23 protein-coding genes and 1 other annotated feature are annotated in these 23,114 nt (G+C 40.9%); of the genes, 17 read left to right on the top strand and 6 right to left on the bottom strand.

What is annotated here, in order from left to right; genetic code table 11:
• The first annotated feature begins 12 nt into the window (after nucleotides 1-12).
• Nucleotides 13-1,215: a methionine adenosyltransferase gene (gene metK, locus ACLGGR_RS16210; RefSeq protein ID WP_095409345.1), complete on the top strand. Its 1,203-nt coding sequence runs from the start codon at nucleotides 13-15 to the stop codon at nucleotides 1,213-1,215.
• Between the two features lie 147 nt (nucleotides 1,216-1,362).
• A complete protein-coding gene (gene asnB / locus ACLGGR_RS16205) occupies nucleotides 1,363-3,261 on the top strand; it encodes an asparagine synthase (glutamine-hydrolyzing) (RefSeq protein ID WP_142945703.1) in 1,899 nt (632 codons plus the stop codon).
• Nucleotides 3,262-3,402: 141 nt separating this feature from the next.
• Here the strand turns inward: asnB and ACLGGR_RS16200 are convergent, their stop codons facing one another.
• A complete protein-coding gene (locus ACLGGR_RS16200) occupies nucleotides 3,403-3,918 on the bottom strand; it encodes a gamma carbonic anhydrase (protein WP_024426216.1) in 516 nt (171 codons plus the stop codon).
• Nucleotides 3,919-3,963: 45 nt separating this feature from the next.
• Between ACLGGR_RS16200 and ACLGGR_RS16195 the strand changes: the two genes are divergently transcribed.
• Together ACLGGR_RS16195 and ACLGGR_RS16190 are read left to right on the top strand one after the other, a co-directional pair.
• Nucleotides 3,964-4,743, top strand: a complete 780-nt coding sequence (locus ACLGGR_RS16195; RefSeq protein ID WP_024424906.1) for an alpha/beta hydrolase — start codon at nucleotides 3,964-3,966, stop codon at nucleotides 4,741-4,743.
• Between the two features lie 30 nt (nucleotides 4,744-4,773).
• Nucleotides 4,774-5,853 carry a tetraprenyl-beta-curcumene synthase family protein gene (locus ACLGGR_RS16190; protein ID WP_251216328.1) on the top strand — a complete coding sequence of 360 codons (1,080 nt, stop codon included), beginning with the start codon at nucleotides 4,774-4,776 and terminating at the stop codon, nucleotides 5,851-5,853.
• Between the two features lie 118 nt (nucleotides 5,854-5,971).
• On the opposite strand, the gene mnmM is transcribed toward ACLGGR_RS16190, so the two are convergent.
• Together mnmM and mnmL are read right to left on the bottom strand one after the other, a co-directional pair.
• Nucleotides 5,972-6,544: a tRNA 5-(aminomethyl)-2-thiouridylate-methyltransferase MnmM gene (mnmM, locus tag ACLGGR_RS16185; RefSeq protein WP_410973459.1), complete on the bottom strand. Its 573-nt coding sequence runs from the start codon at nucleotides 6,542-6,544 to the stop codon at nucleotides 5,972-5,974.
• Nucleotides 6,541-7,506 (bottom strand): tRNA modification radical SAM protein MnmL/YtqA, encoded by a 966-nt coding sequence (gene mnmL, locus ACLGGR_RS16180; protein WP_017358356.1) that lies wholly within the window; start codon nucleotides 7,504-7,506, stop codon nucleotides 6,541-6,543. Before mnmL ends, mnmM begins: the two co-directional genes overlap by 4 nt.
• Nucleotides 7,507-7,658: 152 nt before the next feature.
• Here mnmL and ACLGGR_RS16175 point away from each other — a divergent pair, with 152 nt between their 5' ends.
• From ACLGGR_RS16175 to ACLGGR_RS16145, 7 genes are all read left to right on the top strand, one after another.
• Complete coding sequence (locus ACLGGR_RS16175) at nucleotides 7,659-7,934, top strand: YtzC family protein (protein ID WP_142945700.1); 276 nt, start codon at nucleotides 7,659-7,661, stop codon at nucleotides 7,932-7,934.
• Between the two features lie 143 nt (nucleotides 7,935-8,077).
• Nucleotides 8,078-8,257, top strand: coding sequence for a hypothetical protein (locus ACLGGR_RS16170; RefSeq protein WP_039180825.1), 180 nt, complete (start codon nucleotides 8,078-8,080; stop codon nucleotides 8,255-8,257).
• 17 nt (nucleotides 8,258-8,274) lie between these two features.
• Entirely contained in the window at nucleotides 8,275-8,667 is a 393-nt protein-coding gene (locus ACLGGR_RS16165) for a GntR family transcriptional regulator (protein WP_019743690.1), read from the top strand.
• Nucleotides 8,660-9,538, top strand: a complete 879-nt coding sequence (locus tag ACLGGR_RS16160) for an ATP-binding cassette domain-containing protein (RefSeq protein ID WP_142945699.1) — start codon at nucleotides 8,660-8,662, stop codon at nucleotides 9,536-9,538. The genes ACLGGR_RS16165 and ACLGGR_RS16160 overlap by 8 nt, the downstream gene beginning before the upstream one ends.
• Nucleotides 9,532-10,515 carry an ABC transporter permease subunit gene (locus ACLGGR_RS16155; RefSeq protein WP_410973458.1) on the top strand — a complete coding sequence of 328 codons (984 nt, stop codon included), beginning with the start codon at nucleotides 9,532-9,534 and terminating at the stop codon, nucleotides 10,513-10,515. Before ACLGGR_RS16160 ends, ACLGGR_RS16155 begins: the two co-directional genes overlap by 7 nt.
• A gap of 21 nt (nucleotides 10,516-10,536) precedes the next feature.
• Entirely contained in the window at nucleotides 10,537-11,235 is a 699-nt protein-coding gene (locus ACLGGR_RS16150) for an ABC transporter ATP-binding protein (protein WP_251216334.1), read from the top strand.
• A complete protein-coding gene (locus ACLGGR_RS16145; RefSeq protein WP_410973457.1) occupies nucleotides 11,225-12,535 on the top strand; it encodes an ABC transporter permease in 1,311 nt (436 codons plus the stop codon). Before ACLGGR_RS16150 ends, ACLGGR_RS16145 begins: the two co-directional genes overlap by 11 nt.
• 64 nt (nucleotides 12,536-12,599) lie before the next feature.
• Here ACLGGR_RS16145 and ACLGGR_RS16140 read toward each other — a convergent pair whose 3' ends face one another.
• Together ACLGGR_RS16140 and ytvA are read right to left on the bottom strand one after the other, a co-directional pair.
• Complete coding sequence (locus tag ACLGGR_RS16140) at nucleotides 12,600-13,298, bottom strand: sunset domain-containing protein (RefSeq protein WP_410973456.1); 699 nt, start codon at nucleotides 13,296-13,298, stop codon at nucleotides 12,600-12,602.
• Nucleotides 13,299-13,384: 86 nt separating this feature from the next.
• Nucleotides 13,385-14,188, bottom strand: coding sequence for a YtvA family blue-light photoreceptor (ytvA, locus tag ACLGGR_RS16135; protein WP_048239145.1), 804 nt, complete (start codon nucleotides 14,186-14,188; stop codon nucleotides 13,385-13,387).
• Nucleotides 14,189-14,614: 426 nt separating this feature from the next.
• On the opposite strand from ytvA, the gene ACLGGR_RS16130 reads away from it, so the two are divergent.
• The 6 genes from ACLGGR_RS16130 (at nucleotide 14,615) to ACLGGR_RS16105 (ending at nucleotide 22,217) form a co-directional block, all read left to right on the top strand.
• Entirely contained in the window at nucleotides 14,615-14,944 is a 330-nt protein-coding gene (locus ACLGGR_RS16130) for a DUF4257 domain-containing protein (protein WP_008343006.1), read from the top strand.
• A gap of 102 nt (nucleotides 14,945-15,046) precedes the next feature.
• Nucleotides 15,047-15,268 (top strand) — a binding site (T-box leader).
• A 97-nt stretch (nucleotides 15,269-15,365) separates the two neighbouring features.
• Nucleotides 15,366-17,780: a leucine--tRNA ligase gene (gene leuS / locus ACLGGR_RS16125; RefSeq protein ID WP_197198372.1), complete on the top strand. Its 2,415-nt coding sequence runs from the start codon at nucleotides 15,366-15,368 to the stop codon at nucleotides 17,778-17,780.
• Nucleotides 17,781-17,910: 130 nt separating this feature from the next.
• Nucleotides 17,911-18,813: a dienelactone hydrolase family protein gene (locus tag ACLGGR_RS16120; protein ID WP_410973455.1), complete on the top strand. Its 903-nt coding sequence runs from the start codon at nucleotides 17,911-17,913 to the stop codon at nucleotides 18,811-18,813.
• A 46-nt stretch (nucleotides 18,814-18,859) separates the two neighbouring features.
• Nucleotides 18,860-19,612, top strand: coding sequence for an NAD-dependent epimerase/dehydratase family protein (locus ACLGGR_RS16115; protein WP_410973454.1), 753 nt, complete (start codon nucleotides 18,860-18,862; stop codon nucleotides 19,610-19,612).
• A gap of 219 nt (nucleotides 19,613-19,831) precedes the next feature.
• The gene (locus ACLGGR_RS16110) at nucleotides 19,832-20,692 is read left to right on the top strand and encodes a carbohydrate ABC transporter permease (protein WP_087976618.1); all 861 of its coding nucleotides are present in this window, start codon (nucleotides 19,832-19,834) and stop codon (nucleotides 20,690-20,692) included.
• Nucleotides 20,693-20,717: 25 nt separating this feature from the next.
• The gene (locus ACLGGR_RS16105) at nucleotides 20,718-22,217 is read left to right on the top strand and encodes an extracellular solute-binding protein (protein ID WP_111291859.1); all 1,500 of its coding nucleotides are present in this window, start codon (nucleotides 20,718-20,720) and stop codon (nucleotides 22,215-22,217) included.
• A 45-nt stretch (nucleotides 22,218-22,262) separates the two neighbouring features.
• On the opposite strand, the gene ACLGGR_RS16100 is transcribed toward ACLGGR_RS16105, so the two are convergent.
• A complete protein-coding gene (locus tag ACLGGR_RS16100; protein ID WP_410973453.1) occupies nucleotides 22,263-23,105 on the bottom strand; it encodes an aldo/keto reductase in 843 nt (280 codons plus the stop codon).
• Between the last annotated feature and the right edge of the window lie 9 nt (nucleotides 23,106-23,114).

The raw sequence follows: 23,114 nt of genomic DNA, 5'->3' as shown, positions 1-23,114 counted from the left end.
GAAATAGCCATTATGAGTCAAAATCGTCGTTTATTTACTTCAGAATCAGTGACGGAAGGACATCCGGATAAAATCTGTGATCAAATTTCAGACAGCATTTTGGATGAAATTTTAAAGAAAGATCCGAATGCACGTGTTGCATGTGAAACTTCTGTTACAACCGGTCTCGTATTAGTAAGCGGTGAAATTACAACGTCTACTTATGTCGATATTCCAAAGACGGTGCGTGACACAATTAAGGAAATTGGCTACACACGTGCGAAATATGGTTTTGATGCGGAAACATGTGCGGTACTTACATCAATTGATGAACAGTCTGCTGATATTGCGCAAGGTGTAGACAAAGCGCTTGAAGCACGTGAAGGAACAATGACTGAAGAAGAAATTGATGCGATTGGTGCAGGTGACCAAGGATTGATGTTTGGTTTTGCCAATAACGAAACCGAAGAACTCATGCCGCTGCCTATTTCACTAGCGCATAAATTATCTCGCCGTTTAACAGAAGTACGTAAGGATCAAACACTTGCATATCTTCGTCCAGACGGAAAAACACAAGTCACAGTTGAATATGATGAGCAAAACAAACCAGTTCGTATTGACACAGTGGTTATTTCTACGCAGCATGCACCAGAAGTGACGCTTGAACAAATTCAAAGTGACTTAAAAGAGCATGTCATCAGCCCTGTTGTTCCAAGTGAACTGATTGATGAACAGACAAAATACTTTATTAACCCAACTGGCCGTTTCGTCATCGGTGGGCCTCAAGGGGATGCTGGTTTAACTGGACGTAAAATCATCGTTGATACGTATGGCGGATACGCTCGTCATGGCGGTGGTGCTTTCTCAGGTAAGGACGCAACGAAGGTTGACCGTTCTGCGGCATACGCTGCTCGTTACGTAGCGAAAAACATCGTAGCTGCCGGCCTTGCAGATTCTTGTGAAGTACAGCTTGCTTATGCAATTGGTGTAGCACAGCCTGTATCGATTTCAATTGATACATTCGGAACAGGAAAAGCTTCTGAAGAAAAATTAATTGAAGTGGTTCGTGCAAACTTTGATCTTCGTCCAGCTGGCATTATTAAAATGCTTGACCTGCGTCGTCCGATCTACAAACAAACAGCTGCATACGGACATTTTGGCCGTCACGACTTAGATCTTCCGTGGGAAAAAACGGATAAAGCCGATACACTTCGCAAAGAAGCATTGGGACAATAACAACATAGAAAACCGCTTATTTTAAGCGGTTTTCCTTTTGATTAAAAAAAATCTGCAAAAAGCGAAAAAATGTGAAACAAAATCGGACAAAATACTGTCTAATTATAGGTCTACTTTTAAGAAATAACATAACGTGGAGGCAATAATATGTGTGGGTTTGTTGGTGTATTTAATCACCGTCCATTGTCCGAAACTACTGAACAGGAAGAGCTAATTAAACAAATGAATCGTCTCATCGTTCATCGTGGTCCGGATGATGAGGGTTACTTTCATGATGAGCATGTAGGATTTGGATTTAGACGTTTAAGTATTATAGATGTTGAGCACGGAAAGCAGCCGCTTTCTTATGAAGATGAAAAGTATTGGATTATTTTCAACGGAGAAATTTATAACTATGTGGAGCTGAAGGAAGAGCTTGTGAAAAAAGGCTATACGTTCAGCACAGATTCTGATACGGAAGTACTTCTTGCTACATACCGTCATTATAAAGAAGAAGCGGCTTCTAAGCTTCGCGGCATGTTTGCATTTTTAATTTGGGATAAAGAAGCGCAATTATTATATGGCGCAAGAGATCCTTTCGGCATCAAACCGCTTTATTTTACACAAATGGATGAGCAAGTGTACTTTGCGTCTGAACGCAAAAGCTTGATGGCAGTGAACGAGAACATTTTATTTGATGAGACTGCTTTGCAGCAATACATGTCATTCCAGTTCGTACCTGAGCCAAATACACTTGATCAAAAGGTGCACAAAGTAGAGCCTGGTCATCAGTTTACTTTACGCCCAGGACAGGAGATTGAATTTAAGACTTACTGGAAGGTTCAATTTAAGCCTGAGCAAACACAAGAACAGAAGCTGATTGAAGAAGTACGCGATGCAATCTATGATTCTGTGAAAGTTCACATGAGAAGTGATGTTCCTGTTGGTTCATTCCTATCAGGTGGTATCGATTCTTCTTTCATCGTATCTGTTGCAAAGGAATTTCATCCTGAGCTGAAGACATTCTCTGTTGGCTTCCAGCAGGACGGTTTTAGTGAAGTCGATGTGGCGAAGGAAACGGCTGATAAGCTGGGCTTACAAAACTTCAGTGCTGTGATTTCTCCTGAGGAATATATGAATGAGCTTCCGAAGATTGTCTGGCATTTAGATGATCCTTTAGCTGATCCGGCGGCGATTCCTTTGTATTTCGTGGCAAAGGAAGCGAAGAAACAAGTGACGGTTGTTCTTTCTGGTGAGGGAGCAGACGAGCTGTTCGGAGGATATAATATTTACCGTGAGCCGCTTTCACTTAAACCATTTGAATCTGTTCCATCTATGCTGAAAAAGCTTCTTCTTCGTCTGGCGCGCTTAATGCCAGAAGGAATGAAAGGAAAAAGCTTTATCGTCCGCGGCTGTACACCATTAGAGGAACGTTATATCGGTAATGCGAAAATCTTTGAAGAGCCAGTAAAGAAAAACCTCTTAAAGCAGTATGATCCGAACATTACGTATCGTGATGTGACGAAGACATACTTCGAGGAAAGTGCAGGCTACAGTGATATTAACAAAATGCAATATGTTGATATCCATACGTGGATGCGCGGAGACATCTTACTGAAAGCAGATAAGATGACAATGGCGAATTCTCTTGAGCTTCGTGTACCATTCCTTGATAAGGTCGTATTTGAAGCGGCTTCTAAAATTCCAGAAGAGCTGAAAACAAAAGATGGCACAACGAAATATTTATTGCGTAAAGCAGCAGAAGGCATTGTGCCTGACCATGTGTTAAACCGCAAGAAGCTGGGCTTCCCTGTTCCAATTCGTCATTGGCTGAAAAATGAGATGAACGCTTGGGCGAAAGACATCATTAAAAACAGTCAAACAGACGAATATATTAACAAAGAGTATGTGCTTGATTTGTTAAATGAACATTGTGCTGGTAAAGCAGATCATAGCCGTAAGATTTGGACCGTTCTGATCTTTATGATTTGGCACAGCATTTATGTGGAGCGCAGCATTGATCCAGAGCAATTGAACCATCAACCGAAAGAAGTCATCTTTAGTTAATGAAAAAGGTTTTCAGCTTTGTGCTGAAAACCTTTTTTGTCATGATAGAAAGTGGCGGAAAAGGGTAAAATAACAAGCGGTTCATAGTTATTGCTTAATATCCTGAAAAAAACATGATAAAGTGAAGATACACGTATGATGTTAACGAGATAAAAGGGAACGATAGTATTGTCCTTTTTCTACATATTCTCTGCGGATTCGGTCCATGTCTTGGATATCTTCATCTGTTAACAGCCGAACGACTTTGGCTGGACGGCCAAAAGCGAGTGATCCTTTTGGGATGACCTTTCCTTGAGGGACAAGACTTCCTGCACCGATAAAGGCGCCTTCGCCAATCTCCGCACCATCGAGAATGATAGACCCCATGCCAATGAGGGCATTTTTTCGAATAATTGAGCTATGTAATGTGACTTGGTGTCCAATGGTAGCACCATCTTCAATAAGAAGTGTTTTTCCAGGACTTTGATGCAGGCACGATAAATCTTGAATGTTGACGTTCTTTCCAATTCTCACAGGTGCAACATCGCCTCTGATGACGGTTTGGAACCACACGCTCGAATATTCTCCAATTGTGACATCGCCGGTAATGGTGGCGTTATCTGCGACAAAGACCGATTCATGAATCTCAGGTGTAAACTGATGATATGGATAAATCACTTTTTCGACTTCCTTTCTTAATACAACATTTGTGAGGTGTTTACTTTGTGGACTTGGCATGCTGAAAGACCAGTTGGTACAATTGTGATTGTACATGGTGCGAGTGAATATCACGGCCGATATAAATGGCTGATTGAAATGTGGCGGAATGCAGGCTATCACGTCGTCATGGGTGACTTGCCTGGTCAAGGAACATCGACTCGTGCGCGAGGCCACATTCGTTCGTTTCAAGAATACATTGATACAGTAGATGAATGGATCGAACATGCCAAATCATTCAGGCTTCCTACTTTTTTACTTGGACACAGTATGGGTGGACTCATTTCAATTGAGTGGATGAAGCAATATACCCATACGAAGTTGAATGGCCTTATTTTATCATCACCTTGTTTAGGTCTGCAATTTAAACCGAAGAAGCTGATGGATTTTGCGTCAAAAGGTCTAAATGTGCTTGCACCGTCTTTTAAAGTGGAGTCAGGGCTGTCGATTGAACTAGCCACACGAAATCAGGCGGTCATTGAGGCAGACTCAAATGATTCTCTTTACGTGACAAAGGTGTCGGTTCGCTGGTATCGAGAGCTGATCAAAAATATCGATGCAGCGATGCAGCCGACGAATGTCTTTAAATCGATCCCGCTCCTTTTAATGCAGGCGGGCGATGATAAGATCGTGGATAAAACGAGGGTGATCAAATGGTTCAATGGCATAGAATCAACCAATAAATCATACCGTGAATGGGAAGAGCTGTATCACGAAATTTTTAATGAACCGGAAAGAGAAGATGTGTTTAAGGCGGCAAGAGCCTTTACAGATCAATATATTTGATTGTGAGCTTTAAGTTGGGGGTGGAATGATTTGTCAGTACCAGAGCGTCCTTTTGCACTGATGACAAAGGTGTATAAAGATATTTTTCCGCTTGTTCATCAGGAGCTGAAAAAGTGGCGGGCTCATGCAGAATTGATTGAAAATGAAGAACTGAGAACACAGGCACTAGCGAGCATATCCAGTAAAACTTTTCACTGTGAAGGCGGAGGTATTTTATCTCTACTAGCAGGTGAAGAGAAAGAAACGTGCATTGAATTCATTGTGGCGTATCAAACCATCAGTGATTACTTAGATAACCTATGTGACCGCAGCACGTCGCTGGATCCAAAGGATTTTCATATGCTGCATCAAGCGATGAGAGATGCGCTTGATATTCATGCTGAGCTCAAGCCATACTATCAATTCCGTGATGATCAAGAGGATCATGGATATTTACACGCGCTTGTCCGCACATGTCAAGACGTGCTTACGCGTCTTGAGCATTATTCAATCATTCAGCCATATTTACATACGCTGTGTGATTACTATAGTGATCTGCAAGTACATAAGCACGTTGTTCCTCATGAGCGTGTACCGCGTTTAGAGTCGTGGTTCCGCCAATATGAAAAGGATTTGCCAAAGATGGAATGGTATGAGTTTTCAGCTTGTGCAGGATCGACGTTAGGGATATTCTGTCTTGTGGCGTATGCGCTGCAGCCTGATTTTACAGAAAAGCAGGCGAAGCAAATTTATGAAAGCTATTTCCCATATATTCAAGGTCTGCACATCTTACTCGATTATTTAATTGACCAAGAAGAGGACCGGCTTGGGGGAGATCTGAACTTTTGCTCATACTATGATTCTCATCATGAGATGATGGATAGACTTCAGCATTTTATCGAAAAAGCGGATGAGCAGCTGAAAGGTATTCCGCATGAAAACTTTCACAAATTGATTAACAGAGGATTACTGGCGGTCTATTTGTCCGATGAAAAAGTGACAGCCCAAAAAGAGATGAACAAGCTGGCAAAGCGGCTGATCAAATCAAGCGGGAAAACATCGTTCTTTTTCTATATTAACGGAAGAGCCTATCGGACCTATCAGAAAATGCCTTGGATGAAATCATCATAAAAAAGCTCAAATCCATTAGGATTTGAGCTTCAGCGTGTAGACAAACCCTCGCATTCGGTGTCAGGTCTGCAAAGGTTTTCTATCACGCTGAAAAGAAGAAAAAAAGCTAAAATGCACATCATTTTAGCTTTTTTTCAATGGCGACCACAAAAGGCGGGTCGTTTTGAATGTTCATGTATTGATATGATAAAACTTGTACCTCTTCATGAGGCAGTGATCTGCAATAGTCGAGAAGCACTTCTTTTTCTCTTTTACCTTCGGGATGTCCGTGGTAGATCACAAGGACGATCAGACCTCCGGGTTTGAGCCATTCGAGGAGCTGTTTGATCGCTTCAATGGTTGTATGAGCCTGAGTGGTGACGGCTTTATCCCCCCCGGGCAGATATCCAAGGTTAAACACTGCACCAGATATATGTCCGTAAACATCCTTCGGAAGATGATCCGCCAGTTTTTCATGTCCATCATGGATCAGGTGAACGTAAGGATATTGATCGCCAAGCCTTTTGCTTGTCTGCTGCAAGGCTTCCTCTTGCACGTCGAATGCAAACACTTGTCCATCAGTTCCTACAAGATCAGCTAAATAGAGTGTATCGTGGCCGTTTCCCATTGTTGCATCTATGACGATGTCGCCTTTTTGACAAGCGCGTTCTAACAGATCTTTACTAAAAGGAAGCATGCGTTTCAAAATCATTTTGCTGCTTCTTCCAATCTGACGAAGCGTTTACCTTGGTAGCTATTCCGTCTTTCGAGCTCAGCATTAATGGCATTTAGTACTTCCCACTTGTTTACACTCCACATTGGACCAACCATTAATTCAATTGGACCGTCGCCTGTAATACGATGAATAATCATTTCTGGCGGCAGAATCTCCAGCTGATCACAAACAAGCTGAACATATTCCTCCTGGCTTAAAAACTCAAGCTTTCCTTTTTCATATTGCTTGACCATTGGGGTTCCTTTTAAAAGGTGAAGTAAATGAATTTTAATTCCTTGCACATCTAAATCCGCAACAGCTTTTGCTGTTTCCATCATCATATCCCGGTTTTCAAGAGGCAATCCGTTGATGATATGCGAGCAGACACGAATTCCGTGTTTTCGCAGTTTTTCTACACCTTCAACGTAGCATTCATAATCATGAGCACGGTTAATGAGCATAGCTGTCCGTTCGTGTACTGTTTGAAGACCAAGCTCTACCCATAGGTAAGTGCGTTCGTTTAATTCGGCTAAATACTCCACTACGTCATCCGGCAGGCAGTCAGGTCTTGTTGCAATGGATAGACCAACCACACCATCCAGATTCATGACGGTTTCATATTTTTCTTTTAGGACAGGAAGCGGCGCGTGTGTGTTTGTATACGCCTGAAAATACGCCATGTATTTTCCGTCTTTCCATTTTGTATGCATCCGGTCTTTGATTTCGTTAAATTGAGTGATAAGATCATCAGCCCGGTTTCCTGCAAAATCACCAGATCCAGCGGCACTGCAAAATGTACAGCCGCCGTGGGCTACAGTACCATCACGGTTTGGACAGTCAAAGCCGCCGTCTAAGGCTACTTTAAATACTTTATGACCAAAGTGTTCGCGCAAATGATAATTCCATGTGTGATAACGTTTTTCGCTGTTTGAATATAAAAAAGGGTTATGCTGATCCAAGTCAGTAACCTCCTTGCATAATAATAGGCATCCTTAAAGTTTAACAAAAATCACGAAGGAGGACAATTGAATCTGTCCAACATTTTCTTTAGTGAAAAAGCTTTACATGGGCAAAATAGGCGGGAGCGATGATGAAATGGAGGGAATGTAAGATGGCAACAAGGCAGTCGATCGATGATTTTATCCAAAAAAGTACTGAAACCCTTGAGTTTGCAAGTGAACAATTTGATTTGAGCTCACGTCAGGAACATTATAATGAGGAAGAGTTTTCTAAAGCACAGCTCATGCTTGAGGATACGGTCAACGAATTAGAAAAATTAAAAGATGTCGCCAATGACCAGCAAAGAGAACGATTAGACAGGGCACGTGTTCAAATTCAGAGCTTGCAAAATCAAATGATTTTAGGGATTTCTTACGATAATGAATGATGAACAGATCCTTCTTTTAAGGGTCTGTTTTTTATTTTCTTAATAAGTGATTGACTTTTATGCTTGGTGTCTATATTGTATTAAGTGTACTATATCAACTAATACACTACAGACACTTAAAAAGTGAAGAAAGGTGTTCAACCATGAAAAAAGAAAAAAAACCAATCAATTTGAAGTGGATGGTGCTGGCTGTTGCGTTAGCATGTACATTTTTTTTCGTTCTTGTTTTCATTGGTTTTGAAGTTCAAAAAGATTTGATACCCAATTCAGTTCCTTTAATGCAAGGACATGAACAAGCGATAGGACTGCAAAAGCATGAATGAGGAAAGAGGGAGTCATCATGATTCAAATAGATCCAAGAAGCGCTGCGCCAATATATGAACAAATCATTGAGCAGCTCAAAATTTTATGTTTAAAAGGTGTGATGAAGCCTGGTGACAAACTGCCCTCTGTTAGAGAGCTCGCCACCATTATTATTGCCAACCCAAACACCGTCAGTAAAGCGTATAAAGAGCTAGAGCGGGAAGGGATTATTGAAACGCTAAGAGGCCGCGGTACGTATGTAACAGAAGGTGCTCAGTTAAAGCTGAATGAAGGGAAGGTGCTCGAGATGAAAGAACAGTTAAGACAACTCATCATAGAAGCTCATTATGCTGGTATTGATATTCATCAGCTCAAGGAATGGCTAGAAGAGATCGGCTCAAGTCTAAAAGGAGGAAAACAAGTTGATTGAGGTCAGAAATGTATCGAAGAAATTAAATGGACGCGAAGTACTCAGCGACGTTTCCTTCAAAATAGGCGAAGGTGAGATCTTCGGTCTGCTTGGCCGGAATGGCTCTGGGAAAACGACACTTCTCAGATTGATTCAACAAATTCTTCTTCCAGATGAAGGAGAGATTTATTTTAAAGATGTACTGGTGAGAGACCACCCTTTAGTAAAGCAAAATATTGTATTCATGCCGGTCGTGAATCCTTACTTTGACAGATACAATTACGGACAGCTTGTCCAGCTGTTAAAGCATATTTATCCAAAGTTTGACGTGACCTATGCAAATGAGCTTGTGAACCGTTATGAAATTCCGGAAAAAGTAAAGTATCGTGAATTGTCGACAGGGTTAAAGAAACAGCTGTCATTAATTTTAAGCTTTGCCATCAAACCAGCGGTTATTTTATTGGATGAGCCGACTGATGGAATTGATGCTGTCACAAGAAATGATGTTCTTCAGCTGATGATTGACGAGGTGGCAGAACGACAAACAACAATTTTAATTACATCTCACCGCTTAGAGGATATTGAGCGCATGTGTAATCGAATCGGGTTTTTAGAAGGAAATCAGCTCACAAGTGTCATGGATTTAGATGAATTAAAGAATGACTATGTCAAAATCCAAATGGCTTTTGAAGAAGATATGAACTTAAGTATTCGAAAAAATGGCGTTGCGATTTTGGATCAAGCGGGCGTTTTCTATACAGCGCTTGTTCTTAAAACCGACGTAGAGGCTAAAGAGTACTTGAAGTCACTAAAGCCGAAAGTATGGCATGAACTGCCTGTGAATTTAGAAGAAGTATTCATTGCGAAGTTTGGAGGGAAACGCAGATGGTAAAGCGGCAATTATTATATAAGGAGTGGAAGCAATCAGAGCTGACATTCATTTTAGTGATGCTTGTTGCGGTGTTTGCGACGCCATTATCCCTCTTAATGGATTACTCAACCTTTCAAGATTGTTTGAAAAATCCAGACTGTATAATGGATTCAACAACATTCACTTATATGTTTAAGAAGGATGCATTTCTCTCACTTTCATGGCTAATGGGAATATTTTTTGCTGTAATTCAGCTAGGGGTTGAGAGAAATAAAGGGCAGATGGACTTTACACTATCTTTGCCATTTAGCAGAAGTGCCATCTTTCATTCCAAGTTTTTCTTAGGTGTTGGAATTATTGCAAGCGTTCATGTTGTCTCATACCTTTTCATTTATTTACTCAAATTAGGTCTTCATCCAATAGAGTTACCTGAGTTCAATAGTCGTTATTTTTATGCGTTGTTGTCAGCCTTGATGATCTATAGTTTATTTTTTGCAGCAGGTACATTAACAGGAAGTGCCATATCCCAAGCAATCGTTGGATTCAGTACGTCCATTCTACCATTTTTGTTAATTGGACTTCCGATCGTTCATTTAGATTTTATCTTTAGACCAACTGTGAGGTGGATAGATACGAGCCTCAATTATTTGATATCGCCTATATCACCAATTACTTATATTACAAATGACAGTTTTCAACAAGAATATCAACATTGGTTCAATGGTGAAGCATTCATCATTCCGCTTGTCATGATGGTCATATTTTACCTAGTTGGTTTGGTTAGTTTTGTCAAACATCCTATCGAACGAAATGGAAGATTCTTTCTCTTTTCAAAAATGGATCGGCCAATTCAAATTATGGTCATTGTGTTCGGCGTTTTAGGGTTTGGCTGGGCTGGCTTCTCTTACGATTCATTATTAGGGTATTTTGTTGGCATGCTCATCGGTGGAGCTGTGGGCGCACTTACGAGTTATTTCTTAATCTATCGAAAAAGATAAACAGAGAGCAGGGGAGTAGAGATGATTCAGATTCAAGCATTAGATCATGTATTTAAAATTGGTAAAAAAGGCAGGGAAAATGAAATTCCTGTGCTGAAAGGGATTGACCTGTCCATCAAAAGAGGCGATATTGCTTGTATTGTTGGACGAAGTGGTTCGGGGAAATCCACCTTATTGAACTTAATATCAGGCTATATTACGCCAACGAGCGGACAAATTATCATTGATGGCACTGATGTGACCGGCTTTAATGAAAAAGAATGGGCAGACTTTCGCTTAGACCATTTTGGCTTTATCTTTCAAAGCTTTCAATTGATCGGGAGCTTAACAACGTATGAGAATGTTGAACTTCCGCTCACTTTAAAAGGTGTGAAGCCGTCTGAACGAAAGGCGAAAGTAAAAGAAATGCTGAAGCGAGTCGGACTTGAACATCACGCAGGACATTACCCAAATGAGCTGTCAGGCGGACAGCAGCAGCGTGTGAGTATTGCAAGAGCCTTGATTTTAAATCCATCTATTATTTTAGCGGATGAACCAACAGGCAGTCTGGATTCAGAAACTGAAGGAGAAATTCTAGCCTTTATCCAGCAGCTCAATCGTGAAAAAGGAATTACATTTGTCATCATTACACATGACGATGAAGTCGCTTCAATCGCAGACACAACGTTCCAGCTTCACGATGGTGTATTAAAGAAAGGGGAACAATCCATTGAAATTTAGAGATCAGGTCAAATTCATAAGAAGAAACATGAAGAAAAATAGATTGCGTGTGTTTATGACCATTCTTGCGACAACAATGGCATGCTCCTTTTTAATCGTTCTAGCGTCTGTCGGTTTTGGTCTGCAAAAATCAGCTCAAGATGAAATCATGAAGCAGCAAATTATCACAGAAATTAAAGTGTTAGGAAAAGAAAAAGGAGACGTTAAGATTGATGATTTAAAGAAATATGATCATGTGAAATCTGTCGTCTCAAGAACGGCGCTCACTCCATCGGTAAAGATCGAGCTCGATGACCGCTCAGGTGAAACGCAGGCTGCTTTGACTGATATGAAAGAAGAAAAAGAAGCAGGACTTGAGCTAGACCGAGGAAAAGTCCCAACATCAGCGAACGAAATTGTGGTCGGCTATCATATGGCTGAACAACTGTGGACAAAAAAAGAACGCGAATCCTATGAAAAAGAATTAAATCAGACATCAAATGGTGAAGAAATGCCGAAAGAGCCTAAAGGCTACACGAAGGATATTTTAAATAAAGTGATTCAAATCAAAGTGCCAAAATTAAATGAAGAAAATGAAGTCGTCAAAGAAAAAACATTTGATTTCCGTGTAGTAGGCGTTTTGAAAAAGCCGAATTTGGAGTGGCAGGAGGATCATAAAATTCTGATTCCGAATGCTTATGAAAAAGAATTTGGTCAAATACTTGACCTGTCTCCTGAAGCAGGAAATGTCGAGAAAATGACCTCTGTTTATGCAGATAAATTCGACAATGTCGGTGCACTCACGGATAAACTAACAGATGAAGGCTATCAAGTCATCTCTGTGACGAACCAACTTGAAGGAATGGATATGTTCTTTACGGTCTTCAAAATTGGACTCATTTTTGTCGGATGTATTGCAGTCATTATTTCTGCCATCGGAATTTTCAATACGATGACCATGGCGGTAACAGAGCGAACACAAGAGATTGGGATTATGAAAGCCATTGGCGCGAATCCATCCATTATCAAGCGAATGTTCCTAATGGAAAGTGCTTATATTGGAGTAATCGGATCAATCATCGGTATTATCATCTCATATTTGATTAGTTTCGCCGTTAATTTAATCATCCCAGCCATTTTGTCGTCCATGTCTGAGGGAGGATCAAGCGATCAATTCTCGATAACTTTTTCCTATATTCCACTCAGCCTTGTCATTACAGCGACAGTGATCAGCGCAGGGGTAGCGATCATCTCAGGGCTTAACCCAGCACGTAAGGCAACAAAAACGAATGTATTAGCAGCTTTAAGAAGAGAAATCTAAAAAAAGAACCTCCTGGAAACCCGATTAGGCGCAGGAGGTTCTTTTTTATTTTAAATAAACATCGCTATTGCTTAGGTGCCCTGTATCCGGCACGCTCTGCCTCTTCAACAGAGCAGAACATTTTGGTTACATTTTTTGTTCTAGAGTAGTATCTGCTGCTCGGTGTGTGATAAATGCCGTTGACACTCCCTTTAATGTTACAGGCAGCCGATTCTTTTTTTGTTTCCTTTTGAGATTCATGACCGCCTGTGCTTTTTCCTTCATCTTTAGGAGCGGAGCGCTGGGCGGTGGAAGAACTCGTATCGCTGCTACTATTCTTGTTTTCTTTTTTGAGTGTTTCATTGCTGGAGGTGAGCTTGTCTATTTTCTCTTCAAGCGATTGAATGGTCTTTTCTTGCTGTTTGACCGTTTCTTTTTCTGAGGTGATGGTTTCTAGCTTTTTTTCCAGTTTTTCTTTTTCCTTCTCCGCGTCTTCTAAAGAGGAGGTAAGCGACTCTTTATCAGCTTTTAAGCTCGAAATGTCAGATGAGAGCTCCTTTTGCTCCTTTAACAGCTGTTCGGAAGATGGATCGGCTTGTGCCTTTGGCGCATTTCCAGCAGTAAGCGGTAATGACATAATGGAAAAGAAGAGACCAATGATCAAAAAAGGATAAAAAAGTTTCTTTGAAAAAATCAGCTCGTTCTGGTGTTTGAGTAAGAAGAAATTGACGGCATATCCGATGGCAAAACAAACACATAAAAGACCTAATATGAGTAACAACATATCTAACAGCCCCCCTAAATTGCTATTTACACCTATCATACCTCATTTTTCCATTTTGGGGAGCGGTTCAACTAAAAAAACCCTGTTTACACAGGGTTTTCAGCTAATGGTAATCCTTTTATGGCTTCTTTTACTGTCAAATAAGTGATCGTATTCTGGAAATCTGTATCCAGGTCTTTCATTTTCATCGCAAGCTGCGGCTTGATCCCAGTGATGATCAGTTCGGTTCCAGTTAAATTGAGGAGATGATGCAGTTTGAAAATACGTGCTGCGACGGAATCATCGACATCGATTAAACCAGAAAGGTCGACAATTAAATAATCATCCTTTGAATCATCTAATATACAAGTTAACTTAGCGACAATGGCATCAAAGCGTTCTTCAGATAATTTTCCGATAAGCGGAAGAGCAGATACACCATTTTTGATTGGGACGATTGGCGTCGAAAGAGAGGTGACTTCCTGTAAGGAATCTTCTAGGAGCTGTTCATATTCTTTCTGTTTCGTAATATCCTTTTGAAAACCAATGAAAAATGTTTTGTCATCTTGTTCAATGTATAGAGGATCTATATTGAGTTCATTCCAAAAAAAAGTGCCGTCTTTTTTATAATTTTTTAGCTGTGTGGTAATAGGTGTTTTGTTCTGAATTCCATGACGAATTAAAGCAAGCTGCTTTTGATCTGTGTCTTTTCCTTGAAGGAATCGACAATTACGCCCAAGAATCTCATCTGGTTTGTATCCAGTCATTTGTGTAAAGCCATGATTCACATAAACGATAGGGTTATCCTCTAAGGAAGGGTCTGTAATGACAACACCGATCCGCGCATGATCCAGCGCTTTTTTGATGAGTTCAAGCTGTTTTTGCAAGCCGAAGATGTTCGAGCTGACCATATTACCCTCCTTTGCTGCTGCTATAAGACATATCAAATGGTTAATCTTTTCAACCAAATGAATCCTTATAAACGTAACATAACATATGTTCTGTTTCAACGATTGCAAACGCTTTGTTAAATTTGTCATCATAGTTTGTCCTCCATTAGAATAGAATAAGTAAGGAGACTTTTCATTAGAAAAAGAAGGAATCAATTGCTCATAATTCATAAAATGACAAAAATAGTTAATATGGATTAGGTGAAAATGATTCCAATGCATCAAGATTGTTTTTAGGTCATTCACATATAATGGAAGAAACAAGCTTTTTTTCTTCGTTAGAGAGAATAGACCTTTTACATGGATTATGACGGAACAGCAGAATGGCATTACAGGGGGCTGGACAGCCTGAAGTCGCTTTACTATTCTAAGGGCTTTAGGAAGGTGATGAAAATGCTGCAACAAGTCATTATTGCTTGCGCCATTGGAGGGGTCATGGGCATTCTCGGTCACGTAAAGAAAAAAGGCAGGCTAGAGAAGCCCAGAATGACAAAAAAGTTTATTTACTTAGGGTTTATTGAAGATTGGCTCGTTGGGATGATTGCCGCTACACTGCTTGTCTTATCCTCAAATCCCGAATCTAGTCTGCACTTGATCATCTTATCCATTATTTCAGGTTACGGAGGAGAAGCAGTTCTGCGAAGCTTCGATTTTGTGAGAGAAGAACGTTCACAGGATGCAGGCTCCAACCGTCATAACCGATCTCCACACGAATAATATCCTCACTTTACCCTAGTCTAGGGTACATTCCCATTGTATACAAACCTGCTTGCACTTATGATCATAATTCTATAAAATACTACTTAGATGACGGTTACGATAAGAACAGTGAAGAGGAGTAGTAGGAAAGCAGTATTTGTCTTTAGAGAATTGACGGCTGGTGAAAGTCAATCAAATCTGCTTCTGAACTCGCCTCAGAGTTGCAGTTGCGTTAAAGCTTCTGTCGCATGTCTGCGTTAAAGATATTAAGTGAGCGTACGAACAGCATGTTACGCTAACAAGGGTGGTACCGCGGGAACCAAAAAATCTCTCGTCCCTTTCCAGGGATGAGGGTTTTTTGTTGATTTTAGAAAAATCTGAATTCTTGCAGTGGTCATCTAAGCAGATAAAGCCGTACATATTAAAGGAGGTTTTCACATTGAGTTTTCAGCATCGGGAAATTGAAAAGAAGTGGCAGGATTATTGGCTGACACATAAAACATTCGCCACATCTGACTCGGAAGATAAACCGAAGTTTTATGCACTTGATATGTTTCCATATCCATCAGGAGCAGGGCTTCATGTCGGGCACCCTGAGGGCTATACAGCAACGGATATTTTATCACGCATGAAACGTATGCAGGGATATGATGTTCTTCATCCAATGGGATGGGACGCATTTGGTCTCCCGGCAGAACAGTATGCACTTGATACAGGAAATGATCCGGCGGCTTTTACAGAAGAGAACATCAATAACTTCCGCCGCCAAATTCAATCACTAGGGTTCTCGTATGATTGGGATCGAGAAATCAACACGACCGATCCGAATTACTACAAATGGACACAATGGATTTTCTTAAAATTGTACGAAAAAGGATTGGCCTATATCGATGAAGTACCAGTGAACTGGTGCCCAGCGCTTGGCACAGTGCTTGCAAATGAAGAAGTTATTGATGGAAAAAGTGAACGCGGAGGGCATCCTGTTGAAAGACGTCCTATGAAGCAATGGATGCTAAAGATTACGGCATATGCGGACAGGCTGTTAGAAGATTTAGAGGACATCGATTGGCCTGAAAGCATCAAAGATATGCAGCGCAACTGGATCGGACGCTCTGAAGGTGCGCACGTTCATTTTGAAGTAGAAGGGCATGACGAACAGTTTACGGTTTTTACAACGCGTCCTGATACACTATTTGGCGCAACATATGCAGTGCTTGCACCAGAACATGCACTTGTTGAAAAAATCACATCAGCTGCTCAAAAAGAAGCTGTCGAAGCATATATCAAAGAGATTCAATCAAAGAGTGACCTAGAGCGGACAGATCTTGCTAAAACGAAGACGGGTATTTTCACAGGGGCGTATGCCATCAATCCTTTAAACGGTGAAAAGATGCCGATTTGGATTGCCGATTATGTGCTGGCGACTTATGGAACTGGAGCCATTATGGCGGTTCCTGCTCATGATGAACGTGATTATGAATTCGCTAAAACCTTTGATCTTCCAATCAAAGAAGTTGTAGAAGGCGGAGACATTGAAAAAGAAGCCTACACAGGTGATGGAAAGCACATTAACTCTGATTTCCTAAATGGCTTAGGAAAAGAAGAAGCGATTGAAAAAGCGATTGCATGGCTTGAAGAACATCAAAAAGGTGAAAAGAAAGTCACTTATCGTTTAAGAGACTGGCTATTCAGCCGTCAGCGCTACTGGGGTGAACCGATTCCAATCATTCATTGGGAAGACGGAACATCTTCAGCTGTTTCAGAAGAAGAGCTTCCACTGATCTTACCTAAGACGACAGAGATTAAGCCAAGTGGTACAGGTGAATCACCATTAGCCAATATTAAAGACTGGGTTGAGGTTGTAGATCCTGTGACAGGTAAGAAAGGCCGCCGTGAAACGAATACAATGCCGCAATGGGCAGGCAGCTGCTGGTATTTCTTACGTTATATTGATCCTCATAACTCAGAAGAGCTTGCATCTCCTGAGAAGCTGAAGAAATGGCTTCCAGTTGATGTGTATATCGGCGGAGCAGAACACGCTGTACTGCATCTTTTATATGCACGCTTCTGGCATAAGTTCTTGTATGATATCGGTGTTGTTCCAACAAAAGAACCTTTCATGAAATTGTTCAACCAAGGCATGATTCTTGGGGAAAACAATGAAAAAATGAGTAAATCAAAAGGAAATGTGGTCAACCCGGATGATATCGTAGAATCTCATGGTGCGGATACATTACGACTTTATGAAATGTTCATGGGACCTTTAGATGCGTCAATTGCTTGGTCTGAAACAGGACTTGATGGCGCTCGTCGTTTCCTTGATCGTGTATGGCGTCTCTTTACAAATGAAGATGGCTCACTCAGTGATAAAGTGACAGAGCAATCTGGCGGCGCATTAGAACGCAGCTATCATGAAACAGTCATGAAGGTAACGGATCATTATGAAGGCTTGCGTTTCAATACAGGCATTTCACAATTAATGGTGTTTATCAACGATGCCTATAAAGCTGATACATTGCCGAAAGAATATGCAGAAGGCTTTGTAAAGCTTCTTTCTCCAATTGCCCCGCATTTAGCAGAAGAGCTTTGGAATAAACTTGGTCATGAAGGATCTATTTCTTATGAAGCATGGCCGCAATATGATGAGTCAAAGCTTGTCGACGATGAAGTAGAAATTGTCGTACAGCTTAACGGTAAAGTGAAAGCAAAATTAACCGTTCCTGCTGATGCAACAAGGGAGCAGTTAGAAGAGCTTGCGAAAAATGATGCACGTGTAAAAGAACAGCTTGAAGGGAAAACCATTCGTAAAGTGATTGCAGTTCCTGGGAAGCTTGTCAATATTGTTGCGAACTAATGATGACACCCATCGGTATAAACCGGTGGGTGTTCTTTATTTCCCGGGACATAATTTTGTCGAAAACAAGGTGATTCCCGCATCGGTCTCGTATTTTAACAGGTGATCAAGAAAATGAGGAGTGACGTCAATGGAAAAGGAAAGCAAACGTGAACAACTGCTCAGTCTGTTAGGAGAAATGCCAGAACGTCATCGCGTGGAGGCTTATACGTTAAAAATGGAGGAACGTGAATCATATGTAGTGGAAACACTCATTCTCTCCATGAATGGTGTAGAGGAAGTCCCTGCTTATTTCGTGAAACCGAAGGATACAGTGAAAAAAAGACCCGTTGTGCTGTTCCAGCACTCTCACGGCGGGAATTACGTGAATGGGAAGGAAGAGCTGTTAAAGGGTGCCCATTATTTGCAAGAACCTTCATATGCAAAAGAGTTTACGTCAAAAGGATATAGTGTACTCGCCATTGATCATGCAGGGTTTGGTGAGAGAAGAGGAAGAACAGAAAGTGAAATTTTTAAGGAAATGCTTTTAACAGGAAAAGTGATGTGGGGCATGATGCTGTATGAAAGCATGTGTGCGATCGATTATTTGCTGTCTCGATCTGATGTGCTGGCGGACCGGTTAGCTGTCTTTGGGATGTCGATGGGCGGTCTTCTTTCCTGGTGGACGGCTGCGCTTGATGAGAGGGTCAGTGTGTGTATTGATCTTTGCGCACAGGTAGATCATCATACATTAATTGAAACGAATAATTTAGACAGGCATGGCTTTTATTACTATGTACCGAGCTTAGCGAAGCATTTTACAGCAGCTGACATTCAAGAAATGATTTTTCCAAGACCGCATTTAAGCTTAGTAGGTAAACTTGATCAGCTCACGCCTGCTGAAGGCGTTGGAAGGATTCAAAAGGTATTGGGTCAAATCTATCAAGCTGCTTCATTGAAAGAACGATATCAGCTTGTTCATCTTCATGCAGGTCATTTTGAAACAGCCGTTATGCGCCACGAGGCGACACGATTTTTGAAAAAGTGGCTGTAATCAAGAAACGCTTGGACATACTACGTCAAAAGAAAGGAGGAGACAGATGAAAAAAATCACCATCATTGGCGGATGCGGTGTGATTGGACGTATTTTAACAAAAGCGCTCTCTACTGAGTACAACGTCACGATCATTGATCAATCGAGGTGTGTAGAAGGAGTCATTATAGCAGATGCAGTGAATGAACAGAATGTATATGAGGCAATTCCGCAGGATACGGATGTCATCATACATCTACTAAACATGGACATGACGCATGACGTGATGGATCATGAAGAATTTGCAAAAATGAATGATGTTTTTTGGAGGAGTACCTATTATATGTTTCGTTCAGCCGCGCGGCTTGGCATACGAAAAGTCATTTTTGCAAGCAGCAACCATGTGACAGATCGTTATGAAGAGGATGGACGCTCCTTACTTGGGCGGCAGATTACAACTGATGATGTGCCTGCGACTAAAAATGTATATGGCATTTTAAAATTTGCTTCCGAACAGCTAGGGCGTTTGTTCCACGATCAAACGGGAATGTCTGTCATCAATTTAAGAATTGGAACAGTTGTGACAGATGAGATGAAGGCATTACACAAAAAACAAAGAACAAAAAGAACACTGCTGTCACATGAAGATCTTGCAGGTATGATAAAGGCAGCGATTGAAACGAATATTCCCTTTGGGACCTATTATGCTGTATCAGAGAATGAAGAAAAGCCGTGGTCTACTGAGAAAACGAAGCAGGAGTTAGGCTATGAACCAGATGTCAATACGACGGAGATCCTTGGAGACAATGATCAAGCATAGGGCATAATCATGTCATGAGCTAATGATCTTATTCTTTTGTTTCATGAGCATAAAAGCACGGCTGACATGATCTATACAGTTGGTCTGTCAAGATGATTATAGACGCTTTCTTCCCCAGTTTGTTACATTTTAATCACGATATCGTCACAGGCTGCAGCTTACTTTCAGATGAAATGATAACGCTTACAAAGAAAGGGCGTGATGAACATAGATCGTTCTATTAAAGGCCGATTGTTCAATTTATTTAATTACTCTTTTCTACTCATGTTCGCATTAATATGTGTGCTTCCGTTCATCCATGTCATCGCCGCCTCTTTTGCAACAGTAGAAGAGGTCATCACGAAGAAATTTATCTTGTTCCCGACGACGTTTTCTCTAGAGGCATATCGATATATTTTTTCTACAGATATTGTGTATCGCAGCCTCATTGTGTCCATTCTTGTGACGCTCGTTGGAACAGCTGTCAGCATGTTTTTGTCCTCGCTTATGGCATACGGGCTGTCTCGTCAGGAGCTAAAAGGCCGAAGAACACTGATGTTTCTCGTTGTTTTCACGATGCTGTTTAGCGGAGGTATGATTCCGACGTTTATTGTGGTGAAAACACTTGGTCTGCTTGATACGTATTGGTCACTTATTCTACCGGTTGCAATCAATGCGTTCAACTTAATCATTTTGAAAAACTTTTTTCAAAACATACCGGCAAGTCTTGAGGAATCAGCGAAGATGGACGGCTGTAACGATTTAGGGATTTTCTTTAAAATTGTGCTGCCACTTTCTTTGCCAGCCATTGCAACCATTTCACTTTTTTATGCCGTGACGTATTGGAATACGTATATGACCGCCATTCTGTATTTAAATGATTCAGTGAAATGGCCGATTCAGGTGCTGCTGAGACAGATTGTCATTGTCTCAAGCGGAATGCAGGGAGATATGTCGGATATGGGCTCATCCACACCACCGCCAGACCAGACGATTAAAATGGCTGTGATTGTTGTGGCAACCATTCCGGTTCTGCTTGTCTATCCATTTATTCAAAAGCATTTCAACAAAGGGGCATTACTAGGTTCTGTAAAGGGTTAAAAAGATGGAACAACGGAGGGATCTTATGGGGAGAAAGAAATTATGGCTGATTGCGTTTGTCCTGTTATTTGCAGCAAGCGGTATTCTGTCAGCATGTTCAAGTAAAGGGGCAAACTCATCAGATGAGAAGGTTGATTTAGACAAAAAGGTAAAGTTGACATGGATGGCGATTTTATATCATCAGCAGCCGCCGAAGGATTCCGTTTTAAAAGAGATTGAGAAGCTCACAAATACAGAGCTTGATATTACATGGGTGCCTGATGCTGTGAAGGAAGATCGTTTAAATTCTGCACTTGCAGCAGGGAATTTGCCGCAAATTGTGACGATTCAAGACATTAAAAATTCGTCTGCGATTAATGCGTTCAGATCAGGCATGTTCTGGGAAGTCGGTCCGTATTTAAAGGATTATCCAAATTTAAGTAAGATGAACGAACTGATTAATAAAAATGCTTCTATAGACGGTAAGCTTTATGGGATCTATAGAGAAAGACCACTTTCAAGACAAGGGATTGTCATTCGAAAGGATTGGCTTGAAAATTTAAATTTGGATACACCAAAAACATTGGATGATTTGTATGAAGTAGCCAAAGCCTTTACTGAAAAAGACCCGAATCAAAATGGAAAAGCCGATACAATTGGCTTTACGGATCGTAACGATTTAATTTATGGAGCATTTAAGACACTTGGATCATATGAAGGAATGCCAACAGACTGGAAAGAAGAAAACGGGAAATTCACGCCGGACTTTATGACAAATGAGTACATGAATACAATGAAATACATGAAAAAGCTGCGTGACAATGGCTATATCAACAAAGACTTCCCAGTGACAAGCAAAACACAGCAGCAGGAATTATTCTCACAAGGAAAAGCAGGCATCTATGTTGGAAATATGGTAGATGCCGTGAACCTGAGAGATGATGCGACAGATAAAAACATGAAAGTAGATATTATCAACCGAATCAAAGGCCCAGATGGCAAAGAACGTGTGTGGGCATCAGGTGGTCATAATGGCATCTTCGCATTCCCTAAAACAAGCGTGAAATCAGAGGCGGAATTAAAGCGGATTTTGGCCTTCTTTGACCGCATTGCCGAAGAAGATGTATATGGTCTCATGACGTACGGTATAGATGGCCAGCATTATAAGAAAGAAGAAGGGAATACATTTGTCAGGGAAGAAAGCCAAGTAAAAGGCTGGCAGACAGATGTACAGCCGCTTGTCAGTCTTGTAGGAATTGATAAACGTTACTTGAAAAATAAAGGGGATGCAGTTCGTTCTAAATATGAAGAGCTGGAAGAAGACAATAAAAACATCATCGTTGCCAATCCTGCTGAAAGCTTGTATTCAGAAACAGCATCAGAGCGAGGAAACGAATTGAAGAAAATCATCGATGATGCGACCTATAAGTTCATTCTTGGAGACATCAGTGAAGATCAATTTAAGAAAGATGTAGAGAAGTGGAAATCAAATGGTGGAAATAAAATCATAGAAGAATATGAAGCTTCCTTTAAAAAATCAAAATGATCAATAGGAACACCCCCGCAAAGCAAAAAAGCGGGGGTGTTTTCATTAAAAGTCGAAATTGTCTGGATCTGGACCAATACGTTTGTTTTCATTTAAGTCAGAAAGACGTTTCATATCTTCATCAGTTAAGACAAAATCAAATATATCAGCGTTTTCCTTTAAACGATGTGCTTTCGTTGATTTTGGGATGGTGATGATACCTTTTTGTACATCCCAGCGTAAAATAATTTGAGCAGGTGTTTTACCATATGTGTCTGCAAGCTCTGTAATCAGCGGGTGATGCAGCAGTTCACCCTGCATCAGCGGTGACCAAGCTTCCATTTGAATGCCGCGAGAGTTCAAATACGTATAGAGTGTTTCCTGCGTAAGCTTTGGGTGAAACTCCACTTGATTGATCGCTGGTGTGATGTTTGCATCTTTTAATAGCTCGTCTAGGTGATGAGGCTGGAAGTTGCTCACTCCGATGGCTCTGACCTTTCCTTCACGATACAAGGTTTCCAGTGCACGCCAAGCTTCTTTGAATTTTCCTTCAACCGGCCAATGGATTAAATACAGATCAAGGTAATCAAGCTGAAGTTTTTTCAAGCTTTCTTCGTATGCATTAAGGGTAGATTCATATCCTAAATCGGCATTCCACACTTTTGATGTGACAAAGATGTCCTCGCGGCGCAGTCCTGTTTCTGCTAAACCAAGCTGTATGCCTCGTCCAACACCTTCTTCATTTCCATAAATAGCTGCTGTATCAATACTGCGATAGCCTAATTGAATGGCTGTTTTGACAGCATCAACTAATTCTGCTCCATCTTCTACCTTGAATACACCAAGGCCAAAGCTTGGCATGAGGACTCCATTGTTTAATGTTTTTGTACTTTGTAAATGTTCCATCATAAAAACTCC

This window comes from Bacillus sp. BD48 (genome assembly GCF_046566805.1).
Taxonomy (GTDB): Bacteria; Bacillota; Bacilli; order Bacillales; family Bacillaceae; genus Bacillus; species Bacillus safensis.
This window is presented reverse-complemented; position numbering and strand designations above follow the sequence as displayed.

Excerpts from the sequence above, each read along its gene's own strand:
- metK (WP_095409345.1), top strand. The coding sequence starts at position 13 with ATGAGTCAAAATCGTCGTTTATTTACTTCAGAATCAGTGACGGAAGGA.
- asnB (WP_142945703.1), top strand. The coding sequence starts at position 1,363 with ATGTGTGGGTTTGTTGGTGTATTTAATCACCGTCCATTGTCCGAAACT.
- mnmM (WP_410973459.1), bottom strand. The coding sequence starts at position 6,544 with ATGATTTTGAAACGCATGCTTCCTTTTAGTAAAGATCTGTTAGAACGC.
- ACLGGR_RS16175 (WP_142945700.1), top strand. The coding sequence starts at position 7,659 with ATGGCAACAAGGCAGTCGATCGATGATTTTATCCAAAAAAGTACTGAA.
- ACLGGR_RS16170 (WP_039180825.1), top strand. The coding sequence starts at position 8,078 with ATGAAAAAAGAAAAAAAACCAATCAATTTGAAGTGGATGGTGCTGGCT.
- ACLGGR_RS16165 (WP_019743690.1), top strand. The coding sequence starts at position 8,275 with ATGATTCAAATAGATCCAAGAAGCGCTGCGCCAATATATGAACAAATC.
- ACLGGR_RS16155 (WP_410973458.1), top strand. The coding sequence starts at position 9,532 with ATGGTAAAGCGGCAATTATTATATAAGGAGTGGAAGCAATCAGAGCTG.
- ACLGGR_RS16150 (WP_251216334.1), top strand. The coding sequence starts at position 10,537 with ATGATTCAGATTCAAGCATTAGATCATGTATTTAAAATTGGTAAAAAA.
- ACLGGR_RS16140 (WP_410973456.1), bottom strand. The coding sequence starts at position 13,298 with ATGTTGTTACTCATATTAGGTCTTTTATGTGTTTGTTTTGCCATCGGA.
- ytvA (WP_048239145.1), bottom strand. The coding sequence starts at position 14,188 with ATGGTCAGCTCGAACATCTTCGGCTTGCAAAAACAGCTTGAACTCATC.
- ACLGGR_RS16130 (WP_008343006.1), top strand. The coding sequence starts at position 14,615 with ATGAAAATGCTGCAACAAGTCATTATTGCTTGCGCCATTGGAGGGGTC.
- ACLGGR_RS16120 (WP_410973455.1), top strand. The coding sequence starts at position 17,911 with ATGGAAAAGGAAAGCAAACGTGAACAACTGCTCAGTCTGTTAGGAGAA.
- ACLGGR_RS16115 (WP_410973454.1), top strand. The coding sequence starts at position 18,860 with ATGAAAAAAATCACCATCATTGGCGGATGCGGTGTGATTGGACGTATT.
- ACLGGR_RS16105 (WP_111291859.1), top strand. The coding sequence starts at position 20,718 with ATGGGGAGAAAGAAATTATGGCTGATTGCGTTTGTCCTGTTATTTGCA.
- ACLGGR_RS16100 (WP_410973453.1), bottom strand. The coding sequence starts at position 23,105 with ATGATGGAACATTTACAAAGTACAAAAACATTAAACAATGGAGTCCTC.